Annotated in this window: 24 protein-coding genes; 9 read left to right on the forward strand and 15 right to left on the reverse strand. The window is 70.4% G+C overall.

The annotated features are described in order from the left end of the window. The first annotated feature begins 162 nt into the window (after positions 1–162). The 3 genes from U8331_RS13145 to U8331_RS13155 all read left to right on the forward strand — a co-directional run bounded on the left by U8331_RS13145 (position 163) and on the right by U8331_RS13155 (position 2335). Positions 163–780 (forward strand): arylesterase, encoded by a 618-nt coding sequence (locus U8331_RS13145; RefSeq protein ID WP_481131460.1) that lies wholly within the window; start codon positions 163–165, stop codon positions 778–780. 299 nt (positions 781–1079) lie between these two features. After that, positions 1080–1631 (forward strand): RNA polymerase sigma factor, encoded by a 552-nt coding sequence (locus U8331_RS13150; protein ID WP_481132992.1) that lies wholly within the window; start codon positions 1080–1082, stop codon positions 1629–1631. Continuing rightward, positions 1631–2335: a hypothetical protein gene (locus tag U8331_RS13155; protein WP_481131461.1), complete on the forward strand. Its 705-nt coding sequence runs from the start codon at positions 1631–1633 to the stop codon at positions 2333–2335. The genes U8331_RS13150 and U8331_RS13155 overlap by 1 nt, the downstream gene beginning before the upstream one ends. 292 nt (positions 2336–2627) lie before the next feature. Here U8331_RS13155 and U8331_RS13160 read toward each other — a convergent pair whose 3' ends face one another. The 5 genes from U8331_RS13160 to ku form a co-directional block, all read right to left on the reverse strand. Further along, positions 2628–3410, reverse strand: a complete 783-nt coding sequence (locus tag U8331_RS13160; protein WP_481132993.1) for a M23 family metallopeptidase — start codon at positions 3408–3410, stop codon at positions 2628–2630. 61 nt (positions 3411–3471) lie between these two features. Then, positions 3472–4512: a L,D-transpeptidase family protein gene (locus U8331_RS13165; protein ID WP_481131462.1), complete on the reverse strand. Its 1041-nt coding sequence runs from the start codon at positions 4510–4512 to the stop codon at positions 3472–3474. 64 nt (positions 4513–4576) lie between these two features. Continuing rightward, entirely contained in the window at positions 4577–5392 is an 816-nt protein-coding gene (locus U8331_RS13170) for a murein L,D-transpeptidase catalytic domain family protein (protein ID WP_481131463.1), read from the reverse strand. Between the two features lie 296 nt (positions 5393–5688). After that, positions 5689–8184 (reverse strand): DNA ligase D, encoded by a 2496-nt coding sequence (gene ligD, locus U8331_RS13175; protein WP_481131464.1) that lies wholly within the window; start codon positions 8182–8184, stop codon positions 5689–5691. Between the two features lie 9 nt (positions 8185–8193). Then, positions 8194–9183 (reverse strand): non-homologous end joining protein Ku, encoded by a 990-nt coding sequence (gene ku / locus U8331_RS13180; RefSeq protein WP_481131465.1) that lies wholly within the window; start codon positions 9181–9183, stop codon positions 8194–8196. Positions 9184–9358: 175 nt separating this feature from the next. Here ku and U8331_RS13185 point away from each other — a divergent pair, with 175 nt between their 5' ends. Beyond that, on the forward strand, positions 9359–9658 hold the full coding sequence (locus U8331_RS13185) for a DUF3247 family protein (protein WP_481131466.1): 300 nt from the start codon (positions 9359–9361) through the stop codon (positions 9656–9658). Between the two features lie 11 nt (positions 9659–9669). On the opposite strand, the gene U8331_RS13190 is transcribed toward U8331_RS13185, so the two are convergent. Continuing rightward, the gene (locus U8331_RS13190; protein ID WP_481131467.1) at positions 9670–9861 is read right to left on the reverse strand and encodes a hypothetical protein; all 192 of its coding nucleotides are present in this window, start codon (positions 9859–9861) and stop codon (positions 9670–9672) included. Positions 9862–10050: 189 nt separating this feature from the next. After that, on the reverse strand, positions 10051–10260 hold the full coding sequence (locus U8331_RS13195; RefSeq protein ID WP_036194962.1) for a cold-shock protein: 210 nt from the start codon (positions 10258–10260) through the stop codon (positions 10051–10053). Between the two features lie 381 nt (positions 10261–10641). Between U8331_RS13195 and U8331_RS13200 the strand changes: the two genes are divergently transcribed. The 3 genes from U8331_RS13200 (at position 10642) to U8331_RS13210 (ending at position 13674) form a co-directional block, all read left to right on the forward strand. Continuing rightward, positions 10642–10905 (forward strand): DUF3297 family protein, encoded by a 264-nt coding sequence (locus U8331_RS13200; protein WP_481131468.1) that lies wholly within the window; start codon positions 10642–10644, stop codon positions 10903–10905. A 69-nt stretch (positions 10906–10974) separates the two neighbouring features. Further along, positions 10975–12585 carry an MFS transporter gene (locus U8331_RS13205; protein WP_481131469.1) on the forward strand — a complete coding sequence of 537 codons (1611 nt, stop codon included), beginning with the start codon at positions 10975–10977 and terminating at the stop codon, positions 12583–12585. A 198-nt stretch (positions 12586–12783) separates the two neighbouring features. Beyond that, a complete protein-coding gene (locus U8331_RS13210; RefSeq protein ID WP_481131470.1) occupies positions 12784–13674 on the forward strand; it encodes a manganese catalase family protein in 891 nt (296 codons plus the stop codon). A gap of 90 nt (positions 13675–13764) precedes the next feature. Here U8331_RS13210 and U8331_RS13215 read toward each other — a convergent pair whose 3' ends face one another. The 3 genes from U8331_RS13215 to U8331_RS13225 all read right to left on the reverse strand — a co-directional run bounded on the left by U8331_RS13215 (position 13765) and on the right by U8331_RS13225 (position 16361). Then, positions 13765–14556 (reverse strand): ZIP family metal transporter, encoded by a 792-nt coding sequence (locus U8331_RS13215; RefSeq protein ID WP_481131471.1) that lies wholly within the window; start codon positions 14554–14556, stop codon positions 13765–13767. A gap of 108 nt (positions 14557–14664) precedes the next feature. Further along, positions 14665–15426 carry an ABC transporter permease gene (locus U8331_RS13220; protein ID WP_481131472.1) on the reverse strand — a complete coding sequence of 254 codons (762 nt, stop codon included), beginning with the start codon at positions 15424–15426 and terminating at the stop codon, positions 14665–14667. Beyond that, the gene (locus U8331_RS13225; RefSeq protein ID WP_481131473.1) at positions 15423–16361 is read right to left on the reverse strand and encodes an ABC transporter ATP-binding protein; all 939 of its coding nucleotides are present in this window, start codon (positions 16359–16361) and stop codon (positions 15423–15425) included. The genes U8331_RS13220 and U8331_RS13225 overlap by 4 nt, the downstream gene beginning before the upstream one ends. A gap of 396 nt (positions 16362–16757) precedes the next feature. On the opposite strand from U8331_RS13225, the gene U8331_RS13230 reads away from it, so the two are divergent. Continuing rightward, complete coding sequence (locus tag U8331_RS13230) at positions 16758–17300, forward strand: NADPH-dependent FMN reductase (protein WP_481131474.1); 543 nt, start codon at positions 16758–16760, stop codon at positions 17298–17300. Between the two features lie 290 nt (positions 17301–17590). Here the strand turns inward: U8331_RS13230 and U8331_RS13235 are convergent, their stop codons facing one another. The 3 genes from U8331_RS13235 to U8331_RS13245 form a co-directional block, all read right to left on the reverse strand. Next, positions 17591–18871, reverse strand: a complete 1281-nt coding sequence (locus U8331_RS13235) for an RNA polymerase sigma factor (RefSeq protein WP_481131475.1) — start codon at positions 18869–18871, stop codon at positions 17591–17593. Positions 18872–18977: 106 nt separating this feature from the next. Continuing rightward, on the reverse strand, positions 18978–19382 hold the full coding sequence (locus U8331_RS13240; RefSeq protein WP_481131476.1) for a VOC family protein: 405 nt from the start codon (positions 19380–19382) through the stop codon (positions 18978–18980). Positions 19383–19407: 25 nt separating this feature from the next. After that, a complete protein-coding gene (locus tag U8331_RS13245; RefSeq protein ID WP_481131477.1) occupies positions 19408–19830 on the reverse strand; it encodes a YciI family protein in 423 nt (140 codons plus the stop codon). 356 nt (positions 19831–20186) lie between these two features. On the opposite strand from U8331_RS13245, the gene U8331_RS13250 reads away from it, so the two are divergent. Continuing rightward, positions 20187–20561, forward strand: a complete 375-nt coding sequence (locus U8331_RS13250; RefSeq protein WP_481131478.1) for a YciI family protein — start codon at positions 20187–20189, stop codon at positions 20559–20561. A gap of 40 nt (positions 20562–20601) precedes the next feature. Here U8331_RS13250 and U8331_RS13255 read toward each other — a convergent pair whose 3' ends face one another. Beyond that, the gene (locus tag U8331_RS13255) at positions 20602–21807 is read right to left on the reverse strand and encodes an HD-GYP domain-containing protein (RefSeq protein WP_481131479.1); all 1206 of its coding nucleotides are present in this window, start codon (positions 21805–21807) and stop codon (positions 20602–20604) included. A gap of 96 nt (positions 21808–21903) precedes the next feature. After that, on the reverse strand, positions 21904–22191 hold the full coding sequence (locus U8331_RS13260) for a hypothetical protein (RefSeq protein WP_481131480.1): 288 nt from the start codon (positions 22189–22191) through the stop codon (positions 21904–21906). Positions 22192–22232 lie beyond the last annotated feature (41 nt).

Here is a 22232-nt window from a genome sequence, read left to right on the forward strand (position 1 = left end):
CAGGCAGGGCAACTGGACATCGTGTGGAGCGCGGCCGGTTACGATCGGCGGACGGACCGGCCGGCGCGTCGGGTGGCCCCCATCGGAGCGAAGATGCAACGTAGCAAGCGCAACTCCAGCAGATATGCGGCATCCCGCCGCGCGGTTCAATGTGCCATTGGCTTGACCTTGTGGTGGCTGGTCGCGGTTCTGCCGGTCCAGGCGACACAGGCGCGCGGCGATGCCCGGGCGGGACGCACGGTGCTGGTGATGGGCGATTCGCTGTCGGCGGGCTACGGCATGGCCGCGGCGCAGGGCTGGGTGGCGCTGACCGCCGACCGCATCGCCGAGGCCAGGCCCGGCTGGGACGTGGTCAACGCCAGCATCAGTGGCGAAACCACCGCCGGCGGACGGGCGCGGATCGTCGATGCGCTGGTGCGGCACCGCCCGGAGGTGGTGGTGATCGCATTGGGCGCCAACGACGGCCTACGTGGGTTGCCGACCGTGCAGACCGCCGCCAACCTCGCGTACATGATCGGCGCCACCCACGGCGCCGATGCGGAAGTGTTGCTGGTCGGCATGCAGATGCCGCCGAACCTCGGCGCCGCGTACACGGAAGCGTTCGCCGGCAACTACCCGATGCTCGCCGAACGCTTCGACACCGCCCTGCTGCCGTTCCTGCTGGCACCGATCGCGACCGACCGCGACGCGTTCCAGGGCGACAACCTGCACCCGGTGGCCGACGCGCAGCCGGCGCTGCGCGACCACGTGTGGAGCAAGCTCGAGCCGCTGCTGGACTGAGTGGCGCGGGGACCGGATGCAGTCTCCAAGGCTTCCGTATCCTCCTGACTGAGCGTGTCTGCGGGGCCTTCCGGCAGGGTCCGTCGGAGCCGGGCCGGTCGGGGCTTCTGCAGGAGCGGCTCAGCCGCGATCGGATGATCGTTCGCCCGCGCCGGTTCCACGATCGCGGCTGAAGCCGCTCCTACATCGGCGGGGAGGGCGTCCGCCCGAACCCTCACGAAAGCCACCACGACACGCCGTGTGATATTCCCCGCCTCCATGCGAATCACCCCCGCATGGACACCAGCCGCGCCCTGCCGATGACCGACGCCGTCGCCGCCGACAACGATCCGCCGCAGGCGCGCTTCGCCGCGCTGCTCGACCGGCACCGCGGCATCGTGCTGAAGATCGCCCACGGCTACTGCCGTGACCCCGAGGACCGCCGCGACCTGGTGCAGGACATCAGCGCGCAGGCGTGGCGCGCGTTCGCCGGCTTCGACCCCGCGCGCAGCCGGTTCTCGACCTGGCTGTACCGGATCGGGCTGAACGTGGCGATCTCGCAGTCGCGCAGCGCCGGGTTGCGGCACCGCCACCACGCCAGCCTCGACGACGAGGCGATCGCCGCCCTGCCCGGCCACGACCACGCGGGCGCCGAGGTCGACGCCGGCTTACGTGCCCTGCACGCCGTCATCCACCGGCTCGACCCGTTCAACCGCGCGCTGATGCTGCTGTACCTCGACGAACGCAGCCACCGTGAGATCGCCGAGATCCTCGGCATCGGCGAGAGCAACGTCGCCACCCGGCTGCACCGCCTCCGCCAGCGCCTGCGCGAGGAACTGGCACCCACCACCCCCGCCGCGAGGACGCGTTAATGGGACTCGACGAACTCGACGAACTGAAGACCGCCTGGCGCCGGCTCGACGCCGAACTCGACGCGGCGTGGACCCGGCTCGACCTGCGCGCCGACGCACTGGAGGCGCTGGCGCTGCAGGAGCGGCGCGAGCGCGGCATCGGCCACAGCCGCGCATCGCTGCGGTGGTTCGGGCTGGCGCAGCTGCTGGAACTGCTGCTGTGGATCGTGATGGTGGTGGTCGCCGCCTCGTTCTGGTTCGACCACCGCCACACCCCGCACCTGCTCGCCGCCGGGCTGGTGCTGCACGCCTACGGCATCGCCGCGATCTGGGCCAGCGCGACCCGTGCGCTGCTCGCGGCCGGGGTCTACTACACCGCGCCGGTGCTCGATATCCAGCGCCGGCTCGCGCGGCTGCAGCGCTTCACCACGGTCACCACCGTCGCGCTGGGCCTGCCGTGGTGGTGCCTGTGGCTGGTGGCGACGATGGTCGGCGCGCGGCTGTGGCTCGGCATCGACCTGTACGCCGCCGCGCCGGGCTGGGTACTGGCAACGCTCGGCTTCGGTGTGCTGGCGATGGCCGCCAGCGTCTGGCTGGCGCTGCGCTGGGGCCGGCATCCGCCGGCCAGCCCACGCCTGCGCGCGATGATCGACGACCTGTCGGGCTGCAACCTGCGCCGCGCGCGGCGGCGGATCGAGGAGATCGAAGCGTTCGAGCGCGCGTGACGCGGCGACGCCGCCGGCCCGCGCGGTTGCTGCTGCGCGCGGGTGTATGTCCTGCGCATGGATGACACCGTCGGCCGGCCCGGGCCTTTGTAGGAGCGGCTTCAGCCGCGACCCACTGACGCCGCAAAGCACGCCGTTCAGCGCCCGCCCGCGATCGCGCGACCGAGGCGTCCTTCGACCCCGCGACATCGGCACGTCCACGACTGTCAGCGGGTCGCGACTTATGCCGCTCCTACACACGCGGCGATTTCCACCGCCCGTTGTCGCGCCGTCCGAGTCGCGAATGGCGCTCCTACAACGGCTTCCTGCCGGCGAGGATCGGGTACGGATTGATCGCGGTGCCCTCCCACCAGCGCTTCTCCGGGCCGAGCACGAAGATCGCGAAGTGCAGGTGCGGGGCGTCGTCGCTGGCGTTGCCGGTGCTGCCGACGTAGCCGATCACCTGGCCCTGCTCGAGGCTGTCGCCCTCCTCCAGCCCGGCGGCATAGCGGTCCAGGTGGGCGTAGTAGTAGGCGTGGCGGCCGGTCGGTTCGAACTGGTAGATCGTCAACCCGCCGCGGTCGCTGGTGAACAGCTTCTCCACCATGCCATCGGCGACCGCCAGCACCGGGGTGCCGCGCGGCGCCATGATGTCGAGCGCCTCGTGCACGCGACCCTGGCCACGCGCGTCGTCGAAGGTGTTGGACAGCTGCCCGACGGTGACGCCGCGGACCGGAACGATCAGACCCGTGGCGCTGGTCGCCGGCCCGACCGGTGCCGCCGACGACCCTTCGCTCGACGGCGCCGAGCCGTCGTCGCCCAACGCCGGCACCTGGCGCGAGGGGTCGCCCGGTACCCCGGTTCCGCGGGTCGCACCCGAGCGGGTGCGATCAGCGGCCGGCGGTGCCATCGGCCCGGGCGCGGCCCGGACCCGCTCGGCCGGTGCGCCGGGCATGTCCACCGGACCGTCGTGCTGGGTGCGCTCGCGCTGGAACATCAGCGCCGCGTCGGGGTCGGCCTGTCGCCCCGCCATCAGGAAGTACACGACGTTGGCGCCGACCAGCAGCCCGGCAAGGAATACCAGCGCGATCCTCAGCACGCGCGACCTCCCGGCCGCGTCCAGCGACCATGGCGGGCGAGGCGCCCGGCCCGCGGCGTCATTCCTGCAGCACCGCCCGCGTGCCCGGCGCCACTGCCTCGGCCAGCGCGCGCGCACTCCAGTTGGTCATCCGGATGCAGCCGTGCGACTGGGTCTTGCCGATGGTCGACGGTTCGGGCGTGCCGTGGATGCCGTAGTGCTCTTTCGACAGATCGATCCATACCACGCCCACCGGATTGTTCGGACCGGGGGCGATCTCGGCCTTGCCGTGGCCCGGGTCGGCGTCCCAGAACAGGTCCGGGTTGTAGTGGAACACCGGGTCCTTCGCGACGCCCTTGATCTCCCATTCGCCGATCGGGAGCGGATCGTGCTGGCTGCCCATCGTCGCCGGCCACTGCGCCAGCGTCTTGCCATCCTCGCCGACCAGCCTCACCACGGCGTCGGACTTGTCGACGACGACATGCCCGCCCTCCGGCAGGGACGCCGCGGCCACGTTGGGGACCCGCCAGTCGGCACCGGCCTCCAGTTTGCCGCCGGGGTTGAGCTTCTCCAGCAGCGCCGGGCTGGCGTGGAACTTTTCGCCCAGCGCCTCCAGCGCGGAGGTGTAACCGAGCCGCTCGAGTCCCGCCTTCGCTTCCATGTCGGAGGGAATTCTGCGGAACGGTCCGGCGACGTCGGCGGCGGTGACCGTGTAGGACACCAGCACGTCGGCGGTGTCCATGTTGAGCGCCTCCCACGTCGGCGCATCGACTACGCCGGTGGGCTCGAGATCCCGGCTGCGCTGGAAGCCCTCGATCGCCTCGCTGGTGTTGCTGCCGTACGCGCCATCGATCTCGCCGGGGGAGAAGTGCGCGCGGTCCAGCAGCACCTGCGCACGCAACGCGGCCGCACCGGCGTCGCCATCACCGACGCGGGTGGTCAACGCGGCGTCGTTGGGATTGTCGGTGGTCTGGTCGACCGCTTCGCTGGGCGCGGCCCGTTCGCTGCGGGCGTCGTCCTGGGCGGTCGCGGCAAACGGTGCCAGCGCGAGTGCGCAGGCCAGCGCGATGGCATTGTGCAGCGGGGTCTTGTTGCGGTGCGCGGCAGTGCTTCGGTTCACGGGATCGATACCTTGCGTGGTTTCGATCGATGCTGCGTGAGCGCGATTCGGTGCTGCGTGAAACCTACGGTCCAGCCTTGCTCGCGACTGAAGCATCCGCGCCGGCGTTGTCGCAGCCGAGGAAGCGCGAGCCTTCCAGCCACTGGCTGTCGGGGTAGTAGGCGAACAGCAACTGGCCGTCCTTGAGGGTGTCGATGAGTTCCTGCGCGATCTCCTCGCGCACCGCCGGGCAACCGAAGCTGCGCCCCAACCTTCCCTGCTGCAGCGCCTGTGCCGGATCGACGTAACCCGCGCCGTGCATGACGATCAGCCGCTCGCGCGCGTGGTCGTTGAAGCCCGGCTCCAGCCCGTCCATCCGCAGCGAGTAGCCGTTGCCGCCGACGTAGGTCTCCGCGGTGCTGAACAACCCCAGGCTCGACATCAGGCTGCCCTCGGCGTTGGAGAACGCGGTGGTCATGTTCGCGCCGCTGTACTTGCCGTGGGCGACATGCTCGGCGTAGAGCAGCTCGCCGCGGGCGAGGTCGAACACCCACAGCCGCGGCTCGGTGGACGGCCGCGAGTAGTCGATCACCGCCAACCGCTCCACGCCGCCGATCGCGCCGTCGAGAGTGGCGCAGCGCTGGGCTTCCAGCGCCAGCGAAATCACGTGCGGGTCCGCCGCTGGCGCGGCGAGGGCGAGGCGCTCGGCGAGGGTGGGCGTCGCGACGGGCGATTGCACGAACGGCACCGGAGCTCCGGACGCGGGGTCGGCCGGCGCGTGCACCGCCTCGCCGCCTGCCGTTTCCACCGGCCCCGGCGTGCTGCCGCAGCCGGCGATCGTGGCGACGAGAAGCGCCAGCGCGGCGCGCGGAAGGAGGCGCAGATGGGGAGCGGAAGCCATCGTCACATTTTATCGACGCGCGGCCTGCAGCGACTGAACGGGTTGAACCTGCGGGTCAGGTTGGTGTTCAGTTCCGTGCGCCGGCGGCGTCATCGCGCCCGAAGCGTCCGGTCGAAGTGCCCCGTAGGAGCGACGTCAGTCGCGATCTGGAGTCGGTGCGAGCGAACAGTTTCAGATCGCGGCTGAAGCCGCTCCAACAAGAGCCCGTACATTCGCTGGCCGACGCGGGCGGCAACAGCTACAGCCACGGCGTCCGCGAACACCCTGTCGATCACGCCGTGTGGCGAGCTGGAACCCTACCCGAACCCCACCAGCTTCTGCCCCACCGCCTGCTCCCAGCCCTCCCACGGATCCTTGCGCAGCCCCGCGGCGCGGCGCAGCGCGCGTTCCAGGTTGTAGTCAGCGCCACCCTTCGTCCGTCCCAGCTCGTCCCAGCGCAATGGCACCGCCACGCCGGCGCCGGCGCGCGCGCGCAGCGACCAGCTGGCGACGCTGGTCGCGCCGCGGCCGTTGCGCAGCCAGTCGATGAAGATCACCCCCTTGCGCTTGGCCTTCGACGCGGTGGCGACGTATTTGTCCGGCGCCTGCGTCGCCAGCGCATCGGCGAACGCCTCGCAGAACGCCTTCGCCTCGGTCCAGCTCGGCCCCGGCGCGATCGGCACCACCACGTGCAGGCCCTTGCCGCCGGACAGCCGCAGGAAGCCCTGCATGCCGATCTCCTCCAGCCGCGCGCGGATGTCGCGGGCGGCGGCCTTGATCGCCGGCCACTTCACGCCCTCGCCGGGGTCGAGGTCGAACACCAGCCGGTCGGGATGCTCGACGTCCTCCACCCGCGAGCCCCACGGGTGCAGCTCCAGCACGTTCATCTGCACCAGGTCGAGCAGGCCGGCGACGTCGTCGATATAGACATAGTCCTCCAGCCCGCCGACGCCCTTCTCGCGGATCGGCACCGCGTGGACATTGCCGCCGAGGGTGTCGGCGTGGTGCTTCTGGAAGAAGCACTGGCCCTTGACCCCGTCGGGACACCGCAGCATCGACAGTGGTCGGCCGGCGACTTCCGGCAGCAGCTGCGGCGCGATCGCGCGGTAGTAGTCGGCCACCTGCTGCTTGGTGATCTTCTCGGCCGGGTAGATCAGCTTGCCCGGGCTGCTCAGCTTGAAGGTGTCCTGTTCGCCCACGTCACCCGCCTCCTTGTCGACCCGCAACCGCTGGAAACTGGCCTGCCGCAGCAGGCCCTCCTTGCCCCAGCCGCGGAACGCCAGTTCGGCGACCAGCCGCGGCTCCACCCAGGTCACGTCGCGCGGCGCGAACGGGATGTGCGCCGGCAACAGGACGGTCGGCTCCTTGCGCGACAGCTTCTGCAGCCGCGCCGTCAGCGAGCGCAGCTTCTCGTCGTCGAAGCCGGTGCCCACCCGCCCGACGTACTTCAACCGCCCGGCCTCGCGGGTGGCCATCAGCAGCGAACCGAAGCCGACCCGAGAGCGCTTGGGTGCGGTAAAGCCGACCACGATGAACTCGTCGGTCTCGGCGTGCTTGACCTTCAGCCAGGTCTTCGAGCGCCCCGGCGTGTAGCGCGCATCGGCGGCCTTGCTGATGATGCCCTCCATCGCCTGCTTCCGGCTGGCGGCGAACACCTCGTCACCGTGGCCGACGATGTGCTGGCTGTAGGCGAGCACGCCGTCCTCTTCGGCGCCTTCCAGCAGTGCCTCCAGCAGCGCCTTGCGCGCGTCCAGGCGGGTCCCGGCGAGGTCGACGCCGGCGAGCGTCGGCAGGTCGAAGATGACGTAGCGCAGCACGGCATTGGCGCTGCCCTCGATGGTGCGCTGCAGGTCGGAGAAGCTGTTGCGGCCCTTGGCGTCGAGCGCGATCAGCTCGCCGTCCAGGCTCGCGTCGGCGGCGCCGAGTGCCTCGAGCGCGCCGACGATGTCCGGGTAGTCGGCGGTCCAGTCCAGGCCGTTGCGCGAGCGCAGCGTCGCCCTGCCGTCGTCGATGCGCGCCAGCAGGCGGTAACCGTCCCATTTGAGCTCATGCAGCCAGCCGTCGCCGGCGGGTGGCGACTCGCGCAGGGTGGCCAGCTGCGGATCGACTCCGGTCGAACCGCGCAACGGCTTCGCGCCGTCGAGGGCGGCGGCGCGGGCGGCCCAGTCGACCTTGCGGCGGCGGGTCGACTTCTTCGACGCCGACCCGCTGGCCGCAGCCTTCTTTGCCGGCCTGGCGCGGGTGCCGCCGGCTTTCGGTGGCCCCGACGGCCGCCGCCCCTTCCAGTCCTTCGGCGTCGGCGCATCGGTCAGCTCGTCGGCCTCGGTGTCGGCGGCGAATTCGTCGTCGCGCTTGATCAGCAGCCACTGCGGCTTGCTGGCCGGCTTGGCGGTGCGCACCAGCTTCCAGCCGCCGCCGAGTTTGCTGCCGTGCAGGACGAAGTCGATCTTGCCCGCCGCCAGCGCCTCCAGCGGGTCGCCGTTGCTGCTCCACACCCCACGGTCGAACAGGTCGACGTGGCCGGCGCCGTAGTGGCCTTCGGGGATGTCGCCCTCGAACTCGGCATAGCTCAGCGGATGGTCCTCGACCTCGACCGCAAGGCGCTTCTCGCCGACCCGCAGTGACGGCCCCTTCGGCACCGACCAGCTCTTGAGCGCGCCGTCCATCTCCAGCCGGAAGTCGTAATGGCGCACGCTGGCGTGGTGCAGCTGGATGACGAAGATCGGCCGCCGCCCGCGCTTGCCGCCGGCGTCGTCGGCCGGCTCCGGGGTCTGGTCGAAGCGGCGCTTGCGGGCGTATTCGCGCAGGCTCATGGGCGCGGCTTACGCGGCCTTCTTCTTGCCGGTCTTCTTGGCTGCGCCCTTCTTGGTCGCGGCTTTCTTCGCGGCAGGCTTTTTCGAGGACGCCTTAGCGGCCGTCTTCTTCGTGGTCTTCTTCGCCGTCTTCCTCGGCTTGTCGTCGTCGGCATCGGCGTCGGCGTCGGCGGCCTTGCCGCTCTTCTTCGCCGGCGTGCGCTGCTTCTTGGCGATGCTCTGCTGCAGCAGCTCCATGAAATCGACCACGTTGGTCGCCGCATGGTCGTGCACCGGCGGCTCCTCGTCGCCGTGCTTCACCACGCCGCTGTCCTTCATCCGCTTGGTGATGACGTCCTGCAGGCGCTGGCGGAATTCGTCCTGGTACTGCTCCGGCTCCCAGTCGCCGGACATGGTCTGGATCAGCTGCTCCGAGAACTCCAGCTCCTTGTCGGTAATGCGGTAATCGGTGCTCTTGCCCTCGGGGATGCGGTACTCCTCGATGTCGATGAGCTCCTGCGGGTAACGCATCATCATCAGCAGCAGGGCGTTGTCCTGCGGCATCACCGCGCACAGGCTCTCGCGGGTGCGGATCACCACCCGCGCGATGCCGATCCTTCCGGTCTTCGCCAGCGCCTCGCGCAACAGCACGTAGCCCTTCTCGGCCTTCTTGGCCGGCACCAGCACGTAGGGCTTCTCGAAGTACTGCGGGCCGATCGCGGCGACGTCGACGAAGGCCTCGACCTCGATGGCGTCATGGCTCTCGGGCGCGGCCGACTTGATGTCGTCGGGTTCGAGCACGACGTAGCTGCCCTTGTCGTATTCGAACGCCTTGACGATGTCCTTCCACGCCACTTCCTCGCCGGTCTCGGCGTTGACCCGCTCGTAGCGGATCGGCTGGTTGTTGCGCGAGTCCAGCATCCGGAACGAAATGTCGGTCTTGCGTTCGCCCGACATCAGCGACACCGGGATGTTGAGCAGGCCGAACGACAGCGTTCCGGACCAGATCGGGCGGGCCATGGCGGAGCTCCTGCGGCGGTGCGGTGCGGGCCATCGAGTATCGAAAGATGAATGTGATGCGCGCGTTGATCGCTTTCCGGCCGGCGATGGCGCGCCGCGACCGACCGGCCGGGTTCACCGGGGTTTGCCGCCGCCGGCGCTAGCGTCGTGGCCAGTCCGCCGCGAGACCGTGCCGATGACCCGCAATGCCGAACGCGTCCACACCGATCCCGCCGGGATCTCCGCGCTGCAGCGCGTGATCGAACAGCTGCCCAACGGCGCCCACGTCGCGCTCGACATGGAGGACGGCGACCAGCTCACCGGGATCGTCGCGGCCCGCCCGATCGCGCAGCTGTTCTTCGGACCCGACGGCCGGGAAGGCATGAACGCGGTGGTGCGGATCGAGCAGCCGGCGCTGGAACATCCCGAATCCGCCGGCTGGCTCGATGTCTGGGTCGACCGGATCCGCGCCGTGCGTCGACTCGATCCGGGCTGACCGCGCCCGCCTCAGTCTTCCGGCGGGCGACCGGCGTCGATCTCATCGGCCGAAGGGAAGCCGTCGCCGCGCTGCTGCTGGAGTGGCGGGGTGAGGTCGCCGCCCTGGAGCGGCTGGTCCGCGCGGTCGCCGGGTTTGCGCAGCTCGCCGGCATCGGTACGGACCTCGTCCTCGGGGGAGGCGGGGGGATGGAACTTGCTCATCGGTACTCCTGCGCGAAGGGACACCGCGGGTTTAGCACCGATGCCGCGCAGGCGGGGTCAACGCGCGTTCGCGCCAGCCCAAAGAAAAAACCGGCCGAAGCCGGGGGCGTGCCCAAAAGAAAACCCGGCCGAGGCCGGGTTTTCCTGGATCACGTTGCGGCCGCCGTGGCGCCCGCTCCGATCGATGCCTTACAGCGCTTCGACGGCGTCAGCCTGCAGGCCCTTCTGGCCCTGGGTGACGGTGAAGCTGACCTTCTGGCCTTCCTGCAGGGACTTGAAGCCCTGGCCCTGGATGGCGCGGAAGTGGACGAACACGTCCTCGCCATTCTCGCGGGAGATGAAGCCAAAGCCCTTGGCATCGTTGAACCACTTGACGGTACCGGTTTCACGGTTCGACATTTTCTTGCTCCTTGGAACGTTTTTTCTGGAATTCCGCTTGCGCGGTGGTGTGCTGGTTGCAAGGAGTAAGCGAGGTGCAACGATGTAGCGGATCAGGGATCTACGGCATCGGGCCACGATTCACGGTGACCCTGGCAAGCAGCACGCGAACCGTAGCCCGGCCCGCCACGGATTGCAACAACCCCGTGGGACATCCCGACGGCCCTGTTCAGCGGGCACCGCCGGCCCCTCGCCGATCGCGCCCCGTCCCGCCTCGAAGCGTTCGCGGCTCGGCGTGCGCCGACAGGTCGCGAACCCCGGGGCGGGGCATTCCCGATCCCGGCGCCCCTCGCCTTATCCTTGTGCGCCCGTGGCCGCGCCACCCACCCGAGAACCGTCCCGATGTCCGACACCCCGCCCGACCGCCTGGCCACCGATCCGCGCAGCCCGCACCACGACGCCGCCGTGCTGGAGCGTGGCATCGGTATCCGTTTCAACGGCGTGGAGCGCCACAACGTCGAGGAATACTGCGTCAGCGAGGGCTGGGTGCGGTTGCCGGTCGGCAAGTCGCTGGACCGTCGCGGCCAGCCAATGACGATGAAGGTCAACGGCACCGTCGAGCCGTACTTCCTCGACACCGCCGACGACGCTGCCGACGCCGGTTAGGTCCTCCGACGGGCCCTGGCCCGCGTGTCCCGGTGGCGTCCGCGCGGCGCCGCCCCGTGGCGATTCCCGATGACCGACCGAAGCCTGTCGTTCCACCACCCCGTCGCGTTCTGGCTCGGTTGCGCCCTGCTCGTCGCCGGCGTGTTCTCGCACGTGCCGATGTTCATGATGGGCCGGCACACCCACTGGCAGATGGTCGGCATGCCGATGGACGGCTGGATGCTGGCCGGCATGGCGATCATCCCGGCCGGGCTGGCGCTGGCGTTCTACGGGTTGATGCCGCGGCTGGCGCAGATGCGCCAGGTGCGCGCGGGTGCGGGCGGGCCGCTGCGGTTCCACGTCGCCGATGGCGCCGCGCTCAACCGCGAGCACTGGAAGCTGGTGGCGGTGCTGGTGGTGGCGTTGACCGTCGACGTGATGAAGCCGGCGACGCTGGGCTTCGTGATCCCCGGCATGACCGCCGAATACGGCATCGCCGAACGGTCGGCCGGGCTGCTGGCGCTGGTGGCGCTGGTGGGCACCACCGTCGGCTCGATCGTGTGGGGCCGGCTGGCCGACGTGTTCGGGCGCCGCGCGGCGATCCTGCTGTCGGCGCTGATGTTCATGGGTACGTCGATCTGCGGCGCGATGCCGACGTTCGAGTGGAACCTGGCGATGTGCTTCCTGATGGGCGCCTCGGCCGGCGGCCTGCTGCCGATCACGTTCACCCTGATGGCCGAGACCGTGCCGGCCGGGCACCGTGGCTGGCTGCTGGTCGCGCTCGGCGGCGTCGGCACCTCGGCCGGCTACCTCGCCGCCGCCGGCGCGGCGACCTGGCTGGAGCCGCTGCTGAGCTGGCGGGCGCTGTGGCTGCTGGGGTTGCCGACCGGGGCGCTGATCATCTTCCTCAACCGCTTCATCCCCGAGTCGCCGCGGTTCCTCGCCAGCGTCGGGCTGACGGACCGGGCGCGTGCGGTGCTGGCGCGCTTCTCGGCCGCCCCGCCCCAGCGCGACGACGCCGCCCACCCGGCACCGCCCGTCATCGACGAAAGCCACCCGGTCGCCGGCCTGCGCCAGTTGATGCGCGGCCGCCATGCGCGGATCAGCGGGGCGCTGGCGACCTGCGGCGTTGCCTGGGGGCTGGTCAACTTCGGCTTCGTACTGTGGCTGCCGGTGAACCTGGTGCAGCTCGGGGTCGATCCGAACGCCGCCAGCGCACTGCTGGCGCAATCGGCGCTGCTCGCGCTGCCGGGCATCGGCGTGGTGGTGTGGCTGTACCACCGCTGGAGCACGGTGCGTTCGCTGGTCCTGTTCATCGCGCTCACCGCGGCCTCGCTGCTGGCCTTCGTGGCGATCGACCTGGCCGACCTGCGCTCGACGCTGGCGACCACCACCGCCACCGCGGCCCTGCTGGTCAGCAGCAGCGGCGTGATCGCGATGCTGATTCCGTACGCCGCCGAGATCTACCCGGTGCACCTGCGCGGCACCGGTGCCGGCGTCATCGCCGCCAGCTCCAAGTTCGGCGGCATCCTCGGCGCCGGGCTGGGCGTGGCCGGGCTGTTCTCCCACCTGTCGTGGTCGGCGCTGCTGATCGCACTGCCGATGGCCGCCTCGGCGGTGATGCTGATGCGCGGCGGCATCGAGACACGCGGCCACCGGCTCGAGGAAATCCAGCACGCGCTCACGGACCGCGCCGGCTGAGTCGGTAATCGGAACCTGGCGGTCGATAGGCGAGGCCTTGCCGCCGTCACGCCGGCTCCATTGTTCGTTCGCTGCCAATTAACCACACCGGCGGATAGTGGAACGCGGTCGCACCCGCGATCGCAGGTCCGGTTTCCACTGCGGAGCTGCTTGCCGAAGCCGCCCGTTCCAGGGCAGCCCACCACTGGAGGACGCCCCATGTTCGCGCACAACAAGCGCCTGCAATATTCCGTACACGTTTCCGAGCCGAACCCCGCGCTCGCCAACCTCATGCTTGAACAATTCGGCGGCCCGCAGGGCGAGCTCGCCGCGGCGATGCGTTACTTCACCCAGGCGCTGGCCGAGGACGACCCGGGGCGCAAGGACATGCTGCTCGACATCGCCACCGAGGAGCTCAGCCACCTCGAGGTCATCGGCACCATCGTCGGCATGCTCAACAAGGGCGCGAAGGGCGAACTGGCCGAGGCGGTTGACGAGGAATCCGAGCTGTTCCGCAAGCTGCAGGGTGCCGGCAACAGCTCCCACGTCACCCAGGTCCTGTACGGCGGCGGACCGGCGCTGACCAACTCCGGCGGCCAGCTGTGGACGGCCGGCTATATCGACAGCATCGGCGAACCCACCGCCGACCTGCGTTCCAACATCGCGGCCGAGGCGCGGGCCAAGATCGTGTACGAGCGCCTGATCGCGCTGACCGACGACCCGGGCGTGAAGGATGCGCTGGGCTTCCTGATGACCCGCGAAATGTCACACCAGCAGTCGTTCGAGAAGGCGCTGTACTCGATCCAGCCGAATTTCCCGCCGGGCAAGAATCCGGGCAAGCCGGAGTTCGCCAACGTGTACGTCAACACCTCGCAGGGCGACGGCGACATGCGCGGGTCGTGGAACAGCGACGAGAACTTCAACTACATCTCCGACCGGGAGGCGCACCTGGCAATGGACGGCGGCGATGGCCTGTCGTCGGTGCAGCTGGAGCCGGGGCAGAAGGACGTGCTCAAGCAGATGGCGGTGCGGACGAAATCGGACCCGACCATGAATCCGCCGACCGGTGCGGAGCTGGGCGGGAACGGCTCGGGCCTGCCGCGGCACTGACCGGAATGGACGAAGCGGTCCGCCCGGCCCGCTTCGTTCCCTTTGCCCCTCCATCGACGCCGGCCTGCGACGCGGTAGCGCCGCGGCACGCTAGCCGAGGGCGGTGTCCAGCAACATCATCAGCACGAAACCGATCATCAGCCCGGCGGTGGCGAACTTCTCGCGCCCCTGCCGGTGCGACTCGGGGATGATCTCGTGGCTGACCACGAACAGCATCGCGCCCGCCGCCACGCCCAGCCCGATCGGCAGCAGCAGCGGCAGCGCGACCACCGCGCTCGCCCCCGCCACCGCGCCGACCGGCTCGATCAGGCCCGAGCCCATGCCGACCAGCACCGCCGGGGTGCGCGCCATGCCGGCGGCGATCAGCGCCACCGCCACCACCAGCCCTTCGGGGATGTCCTGCAGCGCGATGCCGGTGGCCAGCGCGTGGCCCTGGCCGATGTCGGTGGCGTAGGCGACGCCGATCGCCAGGCCTTCGGGCAGGTTGTGCAGCGCGATCGCGAACACGAACAGCCACGTCCGCCGCATCCGCGGTGAACTCCGCCCTTCCGGGCCCTTGATGAAGTGCTCGTGCGGCACGGCCCTGTCCATCGCCATCACCAGCGCCGCGCCGGCCAGGATCGAAAGGCCGACCAGCAGGCCCGCGCCCCAGGGACCGGCGCCCTGCGACAGCGCCGCGTCGATCCCCGGCAGCACCAGCGAGAACGCGGTGGCGGCGAGCATGACGCCGGCGCCGAAGCCGAGCAGGGTGTCCTGGGTCCGCCGCTCGATGCTTTTCGCGAACAGCGCCGGCAGCGTGCCCATCGCGGTCGCCGCCGCGGCCGCCGAGCCGCCCAGCAATGCCGCGAGCACGGGCGAGGCTTCAACAGCGGTCGGTGCCACGCACGGCTCCTGCTCTCATGCGGAAGGTCCCGATTTCGATGGTGACCCACGTTGCGGGCCTGCGCGTCGGTGCCACGTCAATGCGTCCGCGACGGCTCAGACTCAGGCTCAGGCCTTGAGCTTCCAGCCGGTGCGGAAGATCCACCACACCGCGCCCAGGCACAGCAGCAGGAAGCCGATGATCGCCGCCAGGCTGATGCCGACGTTGACGTCCGACACCCCGTAGAAGCTCCAGCGGAAGCCGCTGATCAGGTACACCACCGGATTGAACAGGGTGATCTTCTGCCACACCGGCGGCAGCATGCTGATCGAGTAGAACGCGCCGCCGAGGAAGGTCAGCGGGGTCACGATCATCAGCGGGATCACCTGCAGCTTCTGGAAGTCGTCGGCCCACAGCCCGATGATGAAACCGAACAGGCTGAAGGTGACCGCGGTCAGCAGCAGGAAGCACAGCATCCAGACCGGGTGGGCGATCTCGTAGGGCACGAATACCCGCGCGGTCACCAGGATCAGCAGCCCGAGGATCAGCGACTTGGTCGCCGCCGCGCCGACGTAGCCGATCACCACCTCGAGGTACGACACCGGCGCCGACAGCAACTCGTAGATCGTCCCGGACCACTTGGGCATGTAGATGCCGAACGAGGCGTTGGAGATGCTCTCGTTGAGCAGCGACAGCATGATCAGGCCGGGGATGATGAAGGCGCCGTAGCTGACCCCGTCGATGTCGCCCATGCGCGAGCCGATGGCCGCGCCGAAGACCACGAAGTACAGTGAGGTCGACAGCACCGGCGAAGCGATCGACTGGGTGATCGTGCGGAAGGTGCGCGCCATTTCGAACCTGTAGATGGCCCTGATGCCGTGGATGTTCATGCCGCCTCCTCGCGCGCCGAGCGCACCAAGCCGACGAAGATCTCCTCCAGCGAGCTCTCGCTGGAGTGCAGGTCCTTGAAGTCGACGCCGTGGTCGGCCAGCTGCCGCAGCAGCGTCGCGATCCCGGTGCGCTCGCCCTGCGTATCGAACGTGTAGGTCAGCGTGGCGCCGTCGGCCGACAGCTCCAGCGGCAGCGTCCGCAACGCCGCGGGGATTTCGGTCAGCGGCGCCTGCAGGGTCAGTACCAGCTGCTTTTTGCCGAGCTTGCGCATCAGTTCGGCCTTGTCCTCGACCAGCACCAGCTCGCCCTTGTTGATCACCCCGATGCGGTCGGCCATCTCCTCGGCCTCCTCGATGTAGTGGGTGGTCAGGATGATGGTGACGCCGCGCTCGCGCAGGCGGTGCACCATCTGCCACATGTCGTGGCGCAGCTCGACGTCGACCCCGGCGGTGGGTTCGTCCAGGAACAGGATGGTCGGCTCGTGCGACAGCGCCTTGGCGATCAGCACGCGCCGCTTCATGCCGCCCGACAGCGCGAGGATCTTGCTGTCGCGCTTGTCCCACAGCGACAGGTCGCGCAGCACCTGTTCGAGGTAGGCATCGTCCGGCGCCTTGCCGAACAGGCCGCGGCTGAAGCGCACCGTCGCCCAGACGCTTTCGAACGCGTCGGTCGACAGCTCCTGCGGCACCAGCCCGATCTTCGAGCGCGCGGCGCGGTAGTCGCGGACGATGTCGTGGCCATCGGCCAGCACCGTGCCGGAGCTGGCGTTGACGATGCCGCAGACGATGCTGATCAGCGTGGTCTTCCCGGCACCGTTGGGCCCGAGGAGGGCGAAGATCTCGCCGCGGCGGATCTCCAGGTCGACGCCCTTGAGCGCCTGGAAGCCGGAGGCGTAGGTCTTGGTAAGGTCGCGGACGGTGATGATCGGGGGCACGGACGCTTCCTGCAGGCGCGAAGGAGGCCCAGCTTGCCCGCACCGGTGGCGGCGATAAACCCTTCTGGCGGGAGACTGTGTTTCGGCCCGGAACGGTGACCCTGTCGGTGTGCGCCGGTTGAGTGCCGGCTCCTCGCAGGCGGAGGCGCTTACGCCCGCCTGGCCGCACGGGTCGCGGAATTCACCGGCCCGCCGTTGGACGCCGTCGCTGCACCGCTGTCGTGTCCGGCGTTCACCGCCCTGTCTCCGGCCGGGGCGGCGGGCGGGTAGCTCCGGACGCAAGCCGCGCGGACGGTCTCGACGGCCGGGTAACGACGTGGCGCGCAGAGTGGATCGCCTGCATGGCCGCATCGCGGCGGCCGCCCCGCGCATCACGCCCGCCCCAGGAGATTTTCCATGAGCCAGATCCTCGTCGTTGTCGGCAGCCTTCGCCAGGAGTCGTTCAACCGCAAGCTGGCCGAGGCGCTGGTCAAGCTGGCCCCGCCGGACTGCAGTTTCGCGTTTGCCGGGATCGGCGACCTGCCGCTGTACAACCAGGACGACGACGACGACCAGGCCGAGCCGGTGAAGCGCCTGAAGGCGGCGATCCAGGCCGCCGACGGGGTGATGTTCGTCACCCCCGAGTACAACCGCTCGGTGCCGGGCGTGCTCAAGAACGCGATCGACCACGCCTCGCGCCCTTACGGCCAGAGCGCCTGGGCCGGCAAGCCGGCGGGCGTGATCGGCGCCTCGATCGGCTCGATCGGCAGCGCGCTGGCGCAGCAGCACCTGCGCAACACGCTGGCCTACCTCGACATGCCGACGCTGGGCCAGCCGGAGGCCTTCATCCAGGTCAAGGACGGGCTGTTCACCGACGATGGCCGGATCGGCGAAGGCAGCCGCGAGTTCCTGCAGGGCTGGATGGATGCGTTCATCGCGTGGGTGAAGAAGCACGCCTGAGCATCGGCTGCCGCGCGCCTGACGAGCCCCGCCACGCGCGGGGCTTGTCACGCGGCGGGCGCCCAGCACTTGGCGCGACGGGCGGTCGCGGGCATGCGTGGCGCATGTGGAAACAACGCGCGGCCCCGGATGAGCCTGGCGCTTGCGAAAAACGACGGGCGCGGCGCCGTCTCGCCCGCTGCGACGACCACGCCGGACACTGGCCGCCTCCTCGTCAGGGAGACGCCGCGGCGGCGGGCCGGCACTGGGCGCCGGCTGCCGCCGGGGCTTTGTCACTTCGGTGCCGGGGACTACCTGCCCGGGCCTTCGCAGGCCTCCGCCCGCTGTAGCAACAGCGCGCGCTCGCGCTCGTTGCGGGTCAGCGCGGCGGCGCGCTCGAACTCGCCGCGCGCCTCGCCGCCGCGGCCGAGCCGGCTCAGCAGGTCGCCGCGCACCGCGGGCAGCAGGTGGTAGTCCCGCAGCGCCGGCTCGCCCGCCAGTTCCTCGACCAGTGCCAACCCCGCCGCCGGTCCTTCGGCCATCGACAGCGCGACTGCGCGGTTGAGCTCGACCACCGGGGACGCGGTCACCTCCGCGAGCCTGGCGTACAGCGCGGCGATGCGTGCCCAGTCGGTGTCGGCGGCGGTCGCCGCGCGCGCATGGCAGGCGGCGATCGCAGCCTGCAGCGCGTACGGGCCGTCCGTTCCGCCCAGTTGCTGCGCGCGTTCCAGCGCCGCCAGCCCGCGGCCGATCAGCAGCCGGTCCCAGCGCGCGCGGTCCTGCTCCAGCAACAGCACCGGCGCGCCGTCCGGACCGGTGCGCGCCTTCGCCCGCGAGGCCTGTATTTCCATCAGCGCCACCAGTCCGTGCACCTCCGGTTCGCGCGGCGCCAGCCCGGCCATCACCCGGCCCAGCCGCAGCGCTTCCTCGCACAGCGCCGGCCGCATCAGGTCCTCGCCGGCGGTGGCGGCATAGCCCTCGTTGAAGATCAGGTAGACCACGCCGAGCACCGCCGCCAGTCGATCCGGCAGGTCGGCCCGGCGCGGCACCTCGAACGGCACCCGCTTCGTCGCCAGCGTCTTCTTGGCGCGCACGATCCGCTGGGCGATGGTCGGTTCGGGCTGCAGGAACGCGCGGGCGATCTCGGCGGTGGTCAGCCCGCCCAGCAGGCGCAGGGTCAGCGCGACCTGCGCCTCGACCGGCAGCACCGGGTGGCAGGCGGTGAACACCAGCCGCAGCAGGTCGTCGCCGATGTCGTCGTCCAGCCGCGCGGTGTCGTCGGGGGTGCCCATCGATGCCGGCTCCAGCGCCTCACCGAACTGCTCGTGACGCTCGCGCACGAGGCTGTCGTGGCGGAGGCGGTCGATCGCCCGGCGCTGCGCGGTGGTCATCAGCCACGCGCCCGGGTTGTCGGGTACGCCGGCCGCGGGCCAGTGCTCCAGCGCCGCCACCAGCGCGTCCTGCGCGAGGTCCTCGGCCAAGCCGACGTCGCGCAGCATCCGCGCCAGCCGCGCGATGACCCTGGGCGACTCGATCCGCCAGATCGCGTCGATGGCGTGGTGGACGTCGTGCCGCGGCGTGGGTGTCGTCATCGGCGCCGATCACACCACCGCCGGCCGTGGCCGGCAAGTGGCGGGACGGCGCGATCCGATCCTGTGCCGGGGTCGCAATCGGGACCATGGCCGCGACGGCGCGACGTCACTGCGCCGGCATGCCGGACATGTGGAAGTACTCCCACAGATGCCCGTCGGGATCCTCCACGCTGCGCTGGTACATGAAGCCGAGGTCCTGCGCTGGCCGCGGTTCGCGCCCGCCGGCCGCGAGCGCCTTCTGCAGCATCGCATCGACCGCTTCCCGGCTGTCCAGGTCCAGCGCGATGATCGCCTCGATCGACGTGGCGGTATCGCACACCGCCCGGTCGGTGAAGCCGCGGAAGAACGGCTCGACCAGCAGCATCACGAAGATGCGGTCCTCGGCGACGATCATGCAGGTCGCGTTCTCGTCGGTGAACTGAGGGTTGAAGCGGTAGCCCAGCGCGGTGAAGTAGGCGACCGAACGGTCGAGGTCCCTGATCGGCAGGTTGACGAAGATCTTCGAAGCCATGGCGTTCTCCTGGTGTCGTTTGGGCTCAGCGGTCGGCGATCCGCTCGCGCAGGCGTTGCTCCTGCTCGCGCAGCTCGGGAGTGAACCCGGCGCCGAAGTCGTCGTCCTCGAACACCGGGCGGATCTCGATCTCGGACTCGCCGGGGTGCGGGTTCGGGCAGCGCCGCGCCCACTCGATCGCCTCGTCCATCGAGCGCACCTGCCACAGCCAGAAGCCCGCGACCAGCTCGCGCGTCTCCGCGAACGGTCCATCGACGACAGTGCGCTCGCGTCCGGAGAACTTCACCCGCACGCCCTTGGCGCTGGGGTGCAGGCCCTCGCCGGCCAGCATCACGCCGGCGTTGACCAGCTCCTCGTTGAAGCGGCCCATGTCGGCCAGCAGCTGCTCGCCGGGCATCACCCCGGCCTCCGAATCGGCGGTCGCCTTGACCATCACCATCACGCGCATGTCGTTTCTCCTGAAGTGGGCGGGAACCGCCGGTCCGCGGAGGCGGTGGCGTGCTCCTGTCCCTACGACGGGCGGCGGGGCGCGGAATCGACACCGCGGCGCGTGGCTCGCGCGCGCAGGAGCGGCGCGAGTCGCGGTCTGTACGTCGCGTCCCGAATGCGAGGCGCACGCAAGCCGGTGCGGCACCGCGAAGAAGCCCCCTCCCCTCGACGCCCGCTCCCCCTCGCACTCCCGAAGCGCGGCCGCCCCCCGCTGCACCGCATCACCGCCGCCACGCTCCCGGCGCCAGCGGACAAGGCGACCACCCCGAGTCCATCTGCGGCATCATTCGCCCACTCCCACCCGCCGGAACCGCCATGCAATTCCTGCTGCTGGTCTACAACGACGACGAACTGCTCGATGCCATGCCCGAAGGCGAATTCGACGCCCGGATGAAAGGCTGCTTCGCCAAGGCCGACGACATGCAGCGCGAAGGGCGCCTGCTGCAGTCGCAACAGCTCGAGTCCAGCCGCAAGGCGCGTTCCGTGCGTATCCGCGACGGCCGCACCCAGGTGCTTGACGGCCCGTTTGCCGAAACCAAGGAAGTGCTGGCCGGATTCAACCTGATCGAAGCCGACAGCCTCGACGAAGCCGTGCGGATCGCCTCGGAGTTCCCGTGGGCGCAGACCGGCTGCATCGAAGTGCGCCCAGTGCGCGACATGCAGGCGGTCCGCGAGCGCGTCGGCGCCTAGGTCCGCTCGGACCGAGACGCGACGCCGCTGCCCGCGCGCCTCAGGGTCTCAGCCGGCCGCGGTCGTTGCACCACAGCTCGCTCGCACTGGCGACCAGCGCCTGGTACTTGGTTGGCGGCACCGTCTCGGTGATCGCGAACTCCGCCTGCGACGTGTCGCGCTGCGCGGCGATCGCCGCCAGCGTGCCGTTCGCGTTGATCAGGCGCGCCACCACCGGACGCGCCGCATCGGTGCCGCGGCGGAGCACCACGCCGACCTCGCGGTTGGCCAGCCGCACCGGGGTGCCCGGCGGGAACACCCCGATCTCGCGCACCAGCAGCGTCGCCAGGCGCTCGTCGACCGCCTTGCCGCGCTCCAGAAACAGGCTGCGCAACGCGTGGCGGGCGTGGATCGCCTCGCGATACGCGCGCGGCCGCACCATCGCCGAATAGATGTCGACGATCGCCAGCATGCGCGCGCCGCGGCTGATCGCCTCGCCCGACAGCCCGGCCGGGTAGCCGCTGCCGTCCAGCCGCTCGTGGTGCTGCAGTACCGCCTCCAGCCAGACCTCGTCGTCCACGCCCGCGGCCTGCAGCAGCTCCACGCCGGCCTCGGGGTGGGTGTCGATCATCGCCCGCTGGTCGACGGTGAGCGCGCCGGTCTGGCGGTTGAGCACGGTCGAGACCGGCCCGAGCGCGACGTCGTAGGTCAGCGCCGCGGCGAGCACCGACAGGCCTTCGTCGGCTTCCCATTGCAGCGCCTGCACCAGCACCTGGCACAGGGTCGCCGCGTGCAGCACCCGCGCCACCTCGCCGTCGTCGCCGACCTCCAGCTGCATGGCCGCAAGCGCGGCGTCGGCATCGCGCGCGACCAGGGACTGCAGGCGCAGGGCGAGCCAGCGCGCCTGCTCGCCCAGTTCGTCGGAGCTGCAGCTCAGCAGGCCGGCATGCAGGCCCTGCAGTTCGCGCCGCAACTGCTGCATGGCGCGGAATACCGGCGGCTCGGGTTCGCCCGGCGCTTCGTCGTCCTGTTCGCCCTCCGCATCGACCTCGGTGTCCTCACCGGATTCCGGATGCATCGGCGGGGCCATCGCGCCGCCGCTGGTGGCGGTCTCAGGCACCACCAGTCCGCGCTCGAGGATGATGTCGAGGTGGGCCTGGCACGCCAGCACCATGCCCTGCACGAACAGGAGCTTGCCGGCACGGTCGTAGACCGACCACGCCAGTGGCGTACCCAGTTCCACCTCTTCTGCGCTGACGGGCCGCACGACTCCCCCTGTTGGCCGGACGGTCGGCCCCATGTCATCCGGGGATATCGGCGGCCGCGCCGGAACCTTGAGCCGGCGCGGCGCGAGCGCGGTCGCTCAGGTGTTGCGGGGCGAGCGGGCCACTTCGTCGTCGCTCACCGGCCCATTGCCGGCGTCGTGCTCGATCGAGTCGTCGTAGCCGCCGCGCACGCCCTTGCCGCGACGGTCGCGCAACTGGTCCTCCAGCGTGGCCGAGCTGTCCTTCAGGCCGACGTTGTCGAGCGCGTCCTCGACGCGGTGGTCGTCGTCGGGCTGGCGCAGGCCCTGGTGCTGGCCACTGGCGCGGGCACTGCCGTCGGCCGGGGTGGACGTCGAGATCGAGGTCGAACGATCGGGGCTGTTCATGGCGCTCCTCCTTGGGTGGGGAAAGCAGGCCGGCGCATCAC

It is taken from the genome of Lysobacter sp. CC-YZS074 (genome assembly GCF_056739745.1).